Here is a 13,270-nt window from a genome sequence, read left to right as displayed (position 1 = left end):
CGCCCGTCCTTTCTGGACGGGCGGGACGCCCATCCCACAAGAACAATAAATTGTAAGTTATTTAATTCTCATTCCTATGATAATTCAATCAAAAAGTTTCGATTACCCCACAACAATCGCTCTTGGTTATCCAGCCCTAACGCTCGGCGGCGAGAATAAACTCATTGGGAGCAACGCTTTCTCCGTTTTCCTATAGCATTTTTAACAAAATTTGATAATGCTTTAATGATGGGTTAGAGATAATAAAGCCAATCTTTTGGGAGTAGAGACAACAACGATTGGTTTCTAACGCAGGGCTGATTTTGCAAATCATGTGCCTCTCACCACGCTGTCTAATTATATGAGTTCGCCATCATCTAGACGATAAACATGAACACAGTTGCGACCTTTGCCTTTGGCAGCATAACAAGCTGCATCAGCCGCCCCCATAACCTCCCTCAAATCTTGGCTGGCTTCGTTAATGGCAACAACTCCAATACTGACCCCGATGATAAAGGTTTTGCTATCCCAAATAAACCGAAACTGATACACTAGGTCTTTCAGGTTTTCTGCAATCTGAGCTGCTTTAGAGAGGGGACATTTAGTAAGCAAAAGACCAAATTCATCACCTCCCAAGCGAGCCAGTGTGTCATTAGCGCGGACTCCCTTTTGTAAAAGTGTAGTGATTTGGCGCAGTAGCTCATCGCCAGCACAATGACCTGCGGTATCGTTAACGGCTTTGAACTTATCTAAATCTAAATAACAGAGAGCGTGCTGGTGATTGCTATCTTGAACAGAGGCGATCGCCTCAATTAGTCGCTGCTCAAATCCTCGACGGTTGATTAAACCCGTCAGAGCATCGTGACAGGCTTCCCAAGAGAGTTGACGAGCAAGATTGCGCGATTCGGTAACATCGTGAAAGACGATGACTGCGCCGATAATTTGACCTTGGCGGTCTCGAATCGGTGCTGCTGAGTCCTTAATGGCATACTCCGTCCCATCGCGCGCAATCAGAATAGTATCGTTAGCTAAGCCCACAATTCGCTTCTCCAACAGAGCCTTGTCGATCGGATTCTCTACTGGCTTTCGCGTTACTTCATTGACAATTTCAAAGACTGTAGACAGGGGGAGTCCCTTAGCCTCATCAGCCTTCCAGCCTGTCAGTTGCTCGGCGATAGGATTGAAAAATCGCACATTACCTTGAGCATTGGTAGTAATAACTGCATCACCAATCGATTGGAGGGTCACTTGAGCTAGTTCTTTTTCGGCAAAGAGGGACTCTTCGAGACGTTGGCGTTCTTCTATTTCTCTCAAGAGACATAAATTCTGCTCTTGGAGGCTTTGTTGCAATCGTCGGATGGTTAGGTGAGTTTCGACACGAGCTAATACTTCTTCGACTTGAAACGGCTTAGCAATATAATCTACCCCACCAACAGCAAGCCCCTGAACCTTATTGAAAGTTTCATTGAGAGCACTCAAAAAAATTATCGGAATGCGTGTGGTTCGCTCGTCAGATTTTAATTGTTTACAAACTTCATAGCCATCCAAATCGGGCAATTTAATGTCGAGTAAAATTAGTTCCGTCAATGGCGATTGGGCGGCTCGGAGCGCCATTGCGCCTGTTGTGACACTGCGAACTTTATAACCATGTGCGCTCAAAGTACGGCCCAGAAGACGCAGGTTATCAGGCAGATCGTCAACAATTAAAATATTGCCTCGGTAGTTTGTAGCTCGATCGGTAACTCTATCGCTAGTTCTATGGACACTCCTACTGATTTCCATACTTGTCTGCTAGAGAAATATAACCCTATGAACAAGAGTATACTTGAATTATTAGATTATTAACTCATTTGACCTAGAAAGAAGTCCTGCGATTGCAGAGTTCGAGGACTGGCTCGCTGGCACAGCCCCTACAAAATCTGACTTGTTGAGGTAGCGATAATCCCCCCGCGTTTGCCCTTCTTCGTTTCGGGTAACATTAGGAGAACACTTTTTCAACCCAAGCAGCCGATTTATGAACAAGCACATTTCTTACAGGGCAAGTCTACTCCTCATTGCGATCGGATGTCTCGTGCTGCTGGGTTGGCAATTTGGTATCTCCCTACTCAAAAGTGGTTTTCCCGGTATGACTTGGACGATGAAGCCGGCAATGGCAGAACTCAATCGCTAAGCACTTGAGCACTCATGAATAATGCAGGTTAGGTATGATTGCACGATTTTTTGAGACTGGAGGATTCATTCCTCACGGTCACTGCTATCTCTGGCAAACAAACTTACTGGGATTACATATTTTATCCGATGGTTTAATAGCTTTATCTTACTACTCCATCCCAATCATGATAATCTACTTTGTGCGACAGCGCCAAGATACTCAATTTCAGAAAGTATTTTTTCTGTTTGGCGCCTTCATAATTGCCTGCGGTACAACTCATCTCATGGACATATGGACGCTTTGGTTTCCTACTTATTGGCTTTCGGGAGGACTTAAAGCTATTACTGCTCTGATTTCTATATATACTGCATCTGAGCTAGTCTTGTTAATTCCATCAGTCTTAGCTTTACCTAGTCCAGCTCAACTGATTGTGGCCAATCAAGCCTTAGAGAAAGAGATCGACGATCGCAAGCGGGCTGAAAACGAACGCAAACAAATTGAGGTGGCTTTACGAAACAGTGAAGAGCAGTTTCGGAATGCGTTTGAAAATGCGTCAATTGGAATGGCGATCGTTTCACTTGACGGGCACTGGGTTAAAGTCAATCCTGCCTTATGTCAGATTCTTGGCTACTCCTCAGAAGAGCTGTTAGCGTTAACTTTCCAAGACATTACCCATCCTGAAGATTTAGACCTGGATCTTAGTTATGTACATCAGCTATTAGCAGGAACAATTTCAACTTACCAAATGGAAAAACGGTATTTCCACAAACAAGGACATATAATTTGGATTCTGCTTAATGCCTCGCTAGTAAAAGATGAACTGGGAAATCCACTGCATTTTATTTCTCAGATCCAAGAAATTACCGCTCGAAAAGAAGCTCTAAAGACGCTAGAGCTTCAGAGTCTTATTATCCATAACATGGCAGGTGGAGTGTGTTTAATTAAAGCCTCAGACCTCACGATCGTCTACACCAATCCCAAATTTGACTCTATGTTTGGCTACACAGATGGCGAACTCGCAGGTCAACCCGTTGGTGTCTTGAATTATGTCGATGCAGAGATTACACCAGACGCAAGCGTTCTAGATATTGTCACTCAAATTGAGCAGAAAGGAGAAGCACAATATGAAGTCTACAATAAGAAAAAAGATGGCAGACTTTTTTGGTGCAGGGTTCATACGTCTAGGTTTGAGCATCCTGAATATGGAACTGTATATGTTGCGGTTCAGGAGGAGGTAACAGAGCTCAAACAAGCTGAGCAAGCCTTGCAAGCTACCACAAATCGCCTCAACTTTCTCCTGAACTACAGCCCCGTCGTTATTTTTAGCTCTAAACCTGGTGGCAATTATGGGGCAACGTTCATCAGCGAAAATGTCAAAGATGTATTGGGCTATGAAAGCATTGCTTTTTTAGAAGATTCTGAATTTTGGGTGCATAACTTACACCCAGATGATGTAGAACGAGTAGTTAATGGCTTAGCCAATCTATTCGTCAATGATTTTTATTTCCATGAATACCGTCTTCGCCGCTCAGATGGGCTATATCGCTGGATACTCGCTCAACTCAGACTAATTCGAGATCGTGCAGGTAGACCAGTGGAAATCTTGGGATATTTAATTGATATTAGCGATCGCAAACAAGCCGAGTTGGAACTTCAGCAAGCTAAAGAAGCAGCAGAAACAGCAAACCGAGCTAAAAGTATGTTCCTGTCCAATATGAGCCACGAACTCCGTACTCCTCTCAATGCTATCTTGGGATTTACGCAATTGATGAGTTACGATCCTGTTCTGACTCCCGAACTCCAAAAAGATCTGGCGATCGTCAATCGTAGCGGGACACATTTATTGGAATTGATTAACGACATTTTAGATTTATCTAAAATTGAGAGCGGAAATATGACTCTTGCTCTTTCTGATTTTGACCTAAAGTTTTTGCTAACTTCTATTGAAGAAATGTTGCAAATTAAAGCGCGATCTAAAGGATTGAAACTAATTGTCGAGCGAGAGTCCAATCTTCCCCAATGCGTGCATAGCGATGAGAAAAAACTCTATCAAGTCTTAGTCAATCTGCTCGGTAATGCGATTAAGTTTACAAATCAAGGAAGCGTCACCTTACGAGTAAGATCGGAACATATCGACCAAACGTCCTGTCGCCTATGTTTTGAAATTGAGGATACTGGAGTGGGAATTGCTCCAACAGAAGTTGGGAGCTTATTTAAGGCGTTCGTGCAAGCTGAAGCTGGGAATAAATTGAATCAAGGTACTGGTCTAGGTCTAGCTATCAGCCAAAGATTTGTCCAACTCATGGGCAGTCAGATTCGGGTTCAAAGCACATTGAATCAGGGGAGCATTTTTTACTTTGAAATTGGGGTAAAGTTACCTCAAACAGCCTGCCTTGCCTCAGAATTGCTTAAACAAAGAGTGATTGGTATAGCTTCAGGACAACCAACTTACCGCATCCTTGTGGTTGAAGATGTAGAGGAAAATCGCCGCTTATTGGTCAAAATCCTTACCTCAGTCGGTTTTGAGGTGCGCCAAGCAACACAGGGAGTTGAAGCGCTATCCCTGTGGGAAAGTTGGTCTCCGCACCTGATTTGGATGGATCTGCGAATGCCGATCGTGGATGGCTACACAGCTACCAAACGCATTAGGGAACACCCTCACGGACAAGAAACTGTCATTATTGCTTTAACTGCCAGTGCTTTTGAAGAAGATCGAGAAAAAGCTCTTATGGCTGGTTGTGACGACTTTATGAGCAAGCCATTTCAGGAAGGGGTCGTCTTTGACAAACTCGCTCAACACTTGGGAGTAGAGTACATCTACACAGTTGTAGGAAAAGATTCCCAACAACTATTTGTTGATTCTTTATCTCCAGAAGATCTAGCCGTGATGTCATCTCAGTGGTTAGAACAAATGTATCAAGCTGCCTACTATGTCGATCCTGAAGTGATGAACGAGCTAATTAAACTAATTCCCGCATCTCAATCAACCCTTTCCAGTATGCTAATTGATGCTGTCAATAACTTTAAGTATGACCAAATTGTGGAGTTAATTCGACCTCTGCTCCCGAATCCAGTTTAGTTATCGAGTTTAAGGACAAAGAAGCTATAGTGTTCTAAGGAGTGGCTAGGGAGGATCTCAATGAAAGCAGTCCAGCTAGAAATTGGAGTTTTGAGGCTCTCTTGCTGCGGGGAAAGAGTCAGAAGGAAAGAGTCAGAAGGAAGGAGCCAGAAGAAGTGTTTTTACAAATATGAGATGCTCCCCTCCCGATCCAACTCGCTCTGACTTGCATTCCTCACTACGAAATGGTAACGGTTATTTTATTTATTGAAAATGATATAATAAGTCAAAATCGAATTCTGCTAATTCCAAATTTTTTGCAAATTGAGCACAAATCCAGGTAAAACATTTTCTCCAGAAAGGGTGAGAGGAGATTGTAAAACTTCCACATCTTGACCGGGGCGATAAATTTCAACTTCGCGTTTTTTGCGGTTAATCAGCCAACCCAAACGGCAGCCATTTTCCATATATTCTTGCATTTTTTCCTGAGTCTTTTTCAAGCTGTCCGTTGGGGAGAGAATTTCCACAGCAAAATCGGGACAAAGCGGGATGAATTTTTCTCTTTGTTCGGGCGTCAAAGCTGACCAGCGGGATTTTTCTACCCAAGAAGCATCCGGAGATCGATCGGCGCCATTGGGCAGAGTAAATCCTGTGGAGGAATCAAAGGCTTCACCGAGTTGGGTTTGTTCGTTCCAAAGTCCAATCTGTAAGTTGAATTTTGAGTTGCTTCTTCCCGTTTCTCCTCCGGTTGGCGGCATGACAATTAATTCTCCGTTGGCGCTGCGTTCTAATTTTAAATCGGGGTTTTCTTCGCACAGTTGGTAAAACTGTTCGGAAGTTAGTTTAATTATGGAGTTGAGGTTTAAGGTTATAGCAGTCATAGCATTTTTTTGATAATTAAAAACAATTGATAACTCAAATTAATTCCAAATTTTTTGCAAATTGAGCACAAATCCAGGTAAAACATTTTCTCCAGAAAGGGTGAGAGGAGATTGTAAAACTTCCACATCTTGACCGGGGCGATAAATTTCAACTTCGCGTTTTTTGCGGTTAATCAGCCAACCCAAACGGCAGCCATTTTCCATATATTCTTGCATTTTTTCCTGAGTCTTTTTCAAGCTGTCCGTTGGGGAGAGAATTTCCACAGCAAAATCGGGACAAAGCGGGATGAATTTTTCTCTTTGTTCGGGCGTCAAAGCTGACCAGCGGGATTTTTCTACCCAAGAAGCATCCGGAGATCGATCGGCGCCATTGGGCAGAGTAAATCCTGTGGAGGAATCAAACACTTCGCCGAGTTCGGTTTGTTCGTTCCACACATCCAATTGTGTAGTCAATTTGACATTGCGTTTCCCTGTTTCTCCTCCGGTTGGCGGCATGGCGATTAATTCTCCGTTGGCGTTGCGTTCTAGCTTCAAGTCCGGGTTTTCTTCGCACAGTTGATAAAACTGTTCTGAAGTTAGTTTTATAATGGAATTGAGGTTTAAGGTGATAGCAGTCATTGTTATTTACCTGCTGTTTTTATGAACTACATTAAGAATTAAAAATGAGTAATCCCATTTTTAATTCTTAATTATTAACTTCTAATTCTACTGCAATTGCTTGATTCTATTGAGCGCGTCTTGATAGGCGCTGGTTCTTCCGCCTTGCTTGTAAAGTTCTGCTGCTTTTTGAAAGTCGGTCATTGCTTTCGGTTGGTCTTTGTTGTCCAGGTAAGCTAAAGCTCGGTTGTAGTAAGCGTCGGCAAAACCGGGATTGGCTTCGATCGCCCGCGTGTATGCTTGAATTGCGCTGGGCGCGCGGGTTGTCTCGATGCTGGCGATCAGAGTGCGGGCATTGCCAATGTTGAAGTACAATTCCGGAGTGTAGTTGGGCTTGAAAGTGAGTGCTTTGTTGAAATCGGCGATCGCCTCCCAAGCATCTCCTCGATCTAACCGCGAAAGTCCTCGAAAATAATAAGCTTGGGCGTCTTGAGGATTAATGGTGGATACGGGGCCTTGAGTTGCGGGAGTATTGTCTACTTTCAATTCGGATTTGTTGATTCCCGCCGCCACCAGCTTCGCGATAAATGTATTGATTGGAACTGCTGCGTTAAATCCGGTTTTAATCGGGGCGACTTCGCCGGAACTCGTTTGCGCGAAACCGAATTCGCCTTGTCCGTGTAAACCGATGACTCGGCCGTCGGAGTCAAAAACTGGGCCGCCACTCATGCCACTCCAAGTTACGGCCTGATACCGCAAAGTGTAGCCTTCCGGGCGGTTGCGGGGGCGGCTGGTAACGAGTCCGGGAGAGAGTTCGGGTTCTCGTTCCGCGCCGAAAAGTCCGCCGGTAGCGGGATAGCCGTAAACGAAGATTTGAGTGCCGATGACGGCTAAATCGGAATCGGCGATCGTCGCGACTGGATATTCTTCGGGGCTTTCAAATTTGACTACGGCTAAATCCGGGTCAGTTTCAGCGGTTTGCAAACGGGTGACGGAGGTTGCTTGATAGTTTTTGCCTTTAGAGGTGCGAACGGTGTATTTCACGTCTGCTTTTTCTACGACGTGGTTGACTGTTAAAACTGTGTAAGTTTTGCCTGTTTTGGCAATAATTACGCCAGAACCGTCTCCGAGGGAACTGTTAATTTGTACTGTCAGCGGCCCGGCAATGTTGGCGACTTCTTGGGGAGTTTTGGCGATCGCACTTTGGCTGATGACTATGGTTAAGGCTGCGGTAGTTCCTGCTAGCAGGGTGGTTAAGGTGTCGTAACGGGAAAAATTTATATTCATGGCTATTGCTAATTAGTAGTTGGGTAGCGGGATTTGCGGTAGAAAGGGCGATCGGCGGTTTGTGCTATTTTCTGTTTAGTTTTATTGCTGATTTGACGCAAAGGCGATCGGCTTTGTTCTTTAGTGATAATTTTACTCGCTTTTTTGTTCCGCGATTCGCTATTTCCATGTAGGGTGAGTACGCCACACCTTACTTAATCTCCATGAAGGCTGCCCAACTTACTTATTAAAGCTCAAAAATACATGACTCGAACTCGGTGGTTAGTTCTTCCTTAGTCATCGTTCCCCGTGCGACTCGCATGACTAAATCATATGCTCGATCGTCCGTCAAATTCAGAGTGGAACCATTTAAACGCAAAAAAGTATCTGTCACCGCAAAAGCCGTTCGTTTATTGCCGTCAATAAAGGGATGATTCATCGCTATGTGATAGAGATAGGCGGCAGCTTGTTCGCTAATCGTTGGATGCAAAAATTGACCGCCAAAAGTTGCTTGCGGTTGACCCAAAGCCTACTCCAACAAGCCTTCATCTCTAACGCCGGGAGTGCCGCCAAACCTCTCTATCTGTCTGGCGTGGATACTTAAAACAATACTTTTGCTGACAAAATTAGGAGTTGGCAAGGCGACGGTAAACCTCCTTTCTTTCACGTTCTGAATCTAGATATGCCTGCCATGCTTTGGCTTCTAGTTTTTGTTGTTCTTCCTGAGTCTTTAAGGCACGGACAAATTCAAGCACTTTCAGCAGAACGGGTTCTGGTACTTGGTCTAGTTCTTGAAGAAGTTGGTCTTTTGCGGTCATATTTCCTCCTAGTTATTTTACAACTATTTTATCCGAATTCATAAATTTTTTGCAAGCGAGAGATTGTACGCGATCGTCTGTAGGGACACGGCACGGCCGTGTCCTTACCCGGATTTTTTAAAATTGATATTACAACCATTTTAAAAGCTACAGATTAGATAATTAACTGCTGTTCGATCGCACTTACGAACTTTGATATTCTGCCACCCATTGGACGATCGCCTCAGTCAATCCGTCTAAAGTATATTCTTTGGCTTCTACGTCTAACTTCCCCAATAATTTCTGACAGCTTTTAGAAGTTTCAGGGCCGATGGATGCGATACAAACGCTTTCTAACCAATTCTTAGACAATGAAAGTTCTGGTGTTTTTCCTAGGAGGTGACAAAAGTTCTGGACGGTTTTGGAACTGGCAAATGTTATGATATTTACGGCTTGATTTTCTAGTGCGGATAGGGCGATCGGGTCGATAGTTTCGGGACAGCAAGATTGGTAAGCTGGCACTTCTATTACTTGCGCTCCTTTCGCGGTGAATTCTTTAACTAAAACTTCTCGACCGCCGCTTTCTACTCTCGGAAATAGGATTTTGCAATTTGTAGGGGCGGTGCCCCCGTGCCCGCCCTGCCAGGGGAAGTTCTCGACTAGGGAATCGGCGACAAAGTTGGGGGGAATAAAGTCTGGTTGTAAAGAGTGCGATCGCAAACTTTCTGCTGTTTTTTTCCCGACAACTGCGATTTTAATACCAAACAAGCTGCGGGCGTCTTTGCCTTTTGCTTGTAATCGTTGAAAAAAGCAGTCTACAGCGTTGTGGGAAGTGAGAATTAACCAGTGAAAGCTTGACAATTGTGCGATCGCACTGTCTAATGGTTCCCAACTCGAAGGTGGCCCAATTACCAAGGCGGGCATTTCGATCACGCGAGCTCCTTGTTGCTGGAGTCGATCGCTAAATTCAGCCGACTGAGAAGCTGCGCGGGTGACTAAAATTGTTTGTCCTGCTAGTGGCAATTGGGTGTTATTAGTAGTGACTGGTGTATCGATCATATTTGTGCTTTCTGGCTGGATTAAATATTCGCGCAATCTAACTACTTCTCCAATTATTATCGCGCAAGGCGATAGAGATTGACCTGCTGTTTGCTGTAAAATGTTGGAGAGAGTGCCGAGCCAAATTTGCTGTTCGGGGCGGCCGCAATCTCGGATAATGGCGATCGGATTTTCGGGCGATCGTCCGTGCTTTTGCAATTGCCAAATTATCTCGCTTAAATTGCGCCCTCCCATCAATATTACCAAAGTTTCTATCTGCACTAATGCTTCCCATTCCAAAGCATCCGGTTCGTGGGCGCTCATCACTGCAAAACAGCGGCTCATCACCGGATCTGTGAGGGGAATTCCTGCTAGTAAAGGGGCGGCTAAGGCTGATGAAATTCCGGGTATTACTTCAAACTCGCAGCCCGCTGCGATCAATGCTTGAATTTCGGAACTGGAGCGACCAAAAATAAACGGATCGCCGCTTTTTAAGCGGATTACTTGTTTTCCTAACTTGCAATGTTCTACCAGCAAACGGTTAATTTCTTGCTGCTGGGTGGAAGGTTTGCCGCCGCGTTTCCCGACTTCTATTTTCCGACAAGTTGCTGGGATTAATTCGAGTTGCGGGATGTCGATGAGGGCGTCGTAGATTAAGACTTCGGCCTGGGATAGCAATTTGTGCGATCGCACTGTCATCAAGTTACAATCTCCGGGTCCGGCACCGACTAGATAAACTTTCCCTTTGTGGTTTTTCACAATTCCTCCTCGATCGTCTCGATAGTATAGTTTTATGAATATTGCGGTGCTTCGGCACACCCTACCCTACCCTATAATTTAATCAGACTTTTCAAGCAGCCTGTAGGGGCGGGTTTACCCCTTCCCCTCAACGGTGCAAACAGGTTAAATAAACCCGCCCCTACCCAACGAGATGCACCCGTTACTATTTATGCAGATTATCATCATCACGGCCGCCGATGCAAATTACTTTGAATTGGTGCGAGGTACTATTTTATCGGTGCGGGAAAAACCCGAGGGTGAAAATGTGGCGATCGGCTTTTTCGATCTCGGCTGCACTCCCGAACAGTTGCAGTGGCTAAAAACAAAAGTTAATATCATTAAAAAGCCCGATTGGGACTTTGACTTTCCTGGCAGAAATGAATCTCCCGAACATTTAAAAGGACTGTTAGTTAGACCTTGTTTGCGAAAATACTTTCCCAATTTTGATATATACCTTTGGATAGATGCAGATGCTTGGGTTCAAGACTGGAGAGCAATTAATTTGTTAGTTGCAGGAGCATCGCGCCGGGGACTGGCAATTGTTCCAGAAGTTCACAGGGCTAGCTTGCAGCAGTACGGACAACTTCCTCAGTTTTGGCAGTGGGTTTATCAACAATACGAAGCTAACTTTGGTGAGGAAGTCGCTAAAAAATTATACAGTTATCCGATATTAAATGCCGGAGTTTTTGCACTCAGAAAAGATGCTTTGCACTGGGAAATATGGGCTGAAAAAGTAGAGCGAGGATTGCAAAAATCCGGCTGTGTCATGACAGATCAATTTGCCCTAAACCTAGCTGTTTACAGTGGCGAATTGTTCAATCTCACTGAAATGCTACCAGCTTGGTGCAATTGGATATTCAACGGTTTTCCGGTTTGGGACAAGCAGCGAGGCTGTTTTGTGGAGCCGTACTTGCCGCAGGAGGCGATCGGCATTTTGCATTTAGCTGGCCGCCAGCAGTTTGACCGAGTACAATTGATGGCAACTGACGGCGACATACTAGAAATAAGCGTCCGTTACCAACCTAAAAAACAGGAAGCAATACCTATATTTCAAGAACAAAAAATGACTGCTCAACTACCTGAACTTAGCACAAATAATTTATTAAAATCAGGAGATTATGTTTCCCCTGGATTCCAAATAATTATACCTGACTCCTATTTCCCCAATATGATTGTTGCCGATCCAAATGGGAGTAACTGGCCTTATTTGCGCCGGGAAATTCCGCATAATTGGTATGCAGACAAGCGCTATCCATTCATCGGGTTTTTGAATCGCGACGAAGCCCACATCCTTTACAATACTGCTTTGCAATTCAAAGGTAAAAAAGCATTAGAAATCGGCTGCTGGTTGGGGTGGTCTGCCTGTCACTTAGCCCTCGCCGGAGTTGAGTTAGATGTCGTCGATCCGCTGTTAGAAAGAGCAGACATCAGACAAAGCGTAATCGACTCAATTCAAGGTGCTCTAATTGCGTCTGGGGTTCAAACATCAGTCGAGCTAATACCCGGCTACAGCCCCCAAAGAGTCGAAGATTTTTCCGCTCAATTCAACCGCAAATGGTCGTTAATTTTTATTGACGGAGAACACGGAGGTGATGGGCCGTTAAATGACGCAATTGTTTGTGAAAAATTGGCGGAGGAAGATGCAATAATTTTATTTCACGATTTAAATGCTCCCGATGTTGCTCGAGGTTTAAATTACTTGAAGCAAAGGGGATGGCAAACGGTAGTATATCAAACAATGCAAATTATGGGGGCTGCTTGGCGGGGGAATGTCCAGCCAGTAAAACATCAACCAGACCCCAATATTTCCTGGCAGTTGCCAGCACATTTGCAGGATTATTCAGTCAGCGGTATGCCCGTTAGCAAAGATTTGCCAAAACACAACTTGCCAGCGCTAAAAAAGCAAAATTTGCCGACAATTATTCACAGCAGCAAATCGTCACTGCAAACCGATCCTGCAAACTTTAAAAATATTTTGTCAATTGTTCGCCCCTATACCTTGCTTAGCGAAGCGAGACTGTTTTCTCTCTATGATTTGGCAAAGCAAATATGTGTGGAAGATTTGCCTGGAAATTTTGTAGAATGCGGAACTTGCAAAGGCGGTGCAGCAGCCTTAATGGCATTTGTAATTAAACATTACAGCCGCCGTCCGAGAGTGCTGTATGCTTTTGATACGTTTGAAGGAATGCCGGCACCTACCGAGATCGATCGACATCAGGGAATACCTGCAAATCTCACCGGTTTTGGCGAAGGAACTCTCAAAGCTCCAATTAGTGAAAATTTGGATAAAATCTGTGAATTACTGCAAGTTAGAAATATTGTTGTACCGGTTAAGGGATTATTTTCCCAGACTTTACCCAAATACAAGTCAGCAATAGGAAGTATTGCGTTTCTGCACGCTGATGGAGATTGGTACGAGTCAACAATGGATATATTTAATACGCTTTATGACAGCGTTATTTCTAACGGTTTAATTCAGGTTGATGATTACGGTCACTGGGAGGGCTGCAAGCAAGCAGTACACGATTTTGAGAAGATGAAAGGCGAGTCATTTTCTCTGTATACAATTGATGAAACAGGAGTGTGGTTTCAAAAGTTGAAATAATTATCTGGTATGGTGCGTCGCTGCTATATTTTCGATTTTAATTGCAGATTGTCGAGTGCGACGCACCCTACAGTATCTATCGCTGGATTGAAATTGTAATTTCAACCTACATTTTAT

Annotated in this window: 10 protein-coding genes; 3 read left to right on the top strand and 7 right to left on the bottom strand. The window is 44.2% G+C overall.

All coding sequences use genetic code 11. The features are described from left to right. Window positions 1-336: 336 nt before the first annotated feature. Window positions 337-1,761, bottom strand: coding sequence for a diguanylate cyclase domain-containing protein (locus QUA99_RS23770; RefSeq protein WP_333241414.1), 1,425 nt, complete (start codon window positions 1,759-1,761; stop codon window positions 337-339). 232 nt (window positions 1,762-1,993) lie between these two features. On the opposite strand from QUA99_RS23770, the gene QUA99_RS23765 reads away from it, so the two are divergent. Beyond that, entirely contained in the window at window positions 1,994-2,149 is a 156-nt protein-coding gene (locus QUA99_RS23765; protein ID WP_333241416.1) for a hypothetical protein, read from the top strand. A 34-nt stretch (window positions 2,150-2,183) separates the two neighbouring features. Then, window positions 2,184-5,210, top strand: coding sequence for a PAS domain S-box protein (locus QUA99_RS23760; protein ID WP_333241418.1), 3,027 nt, complete (start codon window positions 2,184-2,186; stop codon window positions 5,208-5,210). Between the two features lie 281 nt (window positions 5,211-5,491). Here QUA99_RS23760 and QUA99_RS23755 read toward each other — a convergent pair whose 3' ends face one another. The 6 genes from QUA99_RS23755 to cobA form a co-directional block, all read right to left on the bottom strand. Then, window positions 5,492-6,070 (bottom strand): Uma2 family endonuclease, encoded by a 579-nt coding sequence (locus QUA99_RS23755; RefSeq protein WP_333241419.1) that lies wholly within the window; start codon window positions 6,068-6,070, stop codon window positions 5,492-5,494. A gap of 39 nt (window positions 6,071-6,109) precedes the next feature. Then, on the bottom strand, window positions 6,110-6,688 hold the full coding sequence (locus QUA99_RS23750) for a Uma2 family endonuclease (RefSeq protein ID WP_333241421.1): 579 nt from the start codon (window positions 6,686-6,688) through the stop codon (window positions 6,110-6,112). 87 nt (window positions 6,689-6,775) lie between these two features. Beyond that, on the bottom strand, window positions 6,776-7,954 hold the full coding sequence (locus QUA99_RS23745) for a tetratricopeptide repeat-containing serine protease family protein (RefSeq protein ID WP_333241422.1): 1,179 nt from the start codon (window positions 7,952-7,954) through the stop codon (window positions 6,776-6,778). A gap of 226 nt (window positions 7,955-8,180) precedes the next feature. Beyond that, window positions 8,181-8,459: a type II toxin-antitoxin system death-on-curing family toxin gene (locus QUA99_RS23740; protein WP_333241424.1), complete on the bottom strand. Its 279-nt coding sequence runs from the start codon at window positions 8,457-8,459 to the stop codon at window positions 8,181-8,183. A 100-nt stretch (window positions 8,460-8,559) separates the two neighbouring features. Beyond that, window positions 8,560-8,751, bottom strand: coding sequence for a DUF2281 domain-containing protein (locus tag QUA99_RS23735; RefSeq protein WP_333241425.1), 192 nt, complete (start codon window positions 8,749-8,751; stop codon window positions 8,560-8,562). A gap of 183 nt (window positions 8,752-8,934) precedes the next feature. Continuing rightward, complete coding sequence (gene cobA, locus QUA99_RS23730) at window positions 8,935-10,527, bottom strand: uroporphyrinogen-III C-methyltransferase (protein WP_333241427.1); 1,593 nt, start codon at window positions 10,525-10,527, stop codon at window positions 8,935-8,937. Window positions 10,528-10,717: 190 nt separating this feature from the next. On the opposite strand from cobA, the gene QUA99_RS23725 reads away from it, so the two are divergent. Next, window positions 10,718-13,153, top strand: a complete 2,436-nt coding sequence (locus QUA99_RS23725; protein WP_333241429.1) for a TylF/MycF/NovP-related O-methyltransferase — start codon at window positions 10,718-10,720, stop codon at window positions 13,151-13,153. Window positions 13,154-13,270: the final 117 nt, after the last annotated feature.

Source organism: Microcoleus sp. F10-B2 (assembly GCF_036704965.1).
In the GTDB taxonomy this organism is placed as follows: Bacteria; Cyanobacteriota; Cyanobacteriia; order Cyanobacteriales; family Microcoleaceae; genus Microcoleus.
This window is presented reverse-complemented; position numbering and strand designations above follow the sequence as displayed.

Bases quoted from the DNA above. Each gene is read 5' to 3' on its own strand.
- QUA99_RS23770 (WP_333241414.1), bottom strand. From the start codon at position 1,761: ATGGAAATCAGTAGGAGTGTCCATAGAACTAGCGATAGAGTTACCGAT.
- QUA99_RS23765 (WP_333241416.1), top strand. From the start codon at position 1,994: ATGAACAAGCACATTTCTTACAGGGCAAGTCTACTCCTCATTGCGATC.
- QUA99_RS23760 (WP_333241418.1), top strand. From the start codon at position 2,184: ATGATTGCACGATTTTTTGAGACTGGAGGATTCATTCCTCACGGTCAC.
- QUA99_RS23755 (WP_333241419.1), bottom strand. From the start codon at position 6,070: ATGACTGCTATAACCTTAAACCTCAACTCCATAATTAAACTAACTTCC.
- QUA99_RS23750 (WP_333241421.1), bottom strand. From the start codon at position 6,688: ATGACTGCTATCACCTTAAACCTCAATTCCATTATAAAACTAACTTCA.
- QUA99_RS23745 (WP_333241422.1), bottom strand. From the start codon at position 7,954: ATGAATATAAATTTTTCCCGTTACGACACCTTAACCACCCTGCTAGCA.
- QUA99_RS23735 (WP_333241425.1), bottom strand. From the start codon at position 8,751: ATGACCGCAAAAGACCAACTTCTTCAAGAACTAGACCAAGTACCAGAA.
- QUA99_RS23725 (WP_333241429.1), top strand. From the start codon at position 10,718: ATGCAGATTATCATCATCACGGCCGCCGATGCAAATTACTTTGAATTG.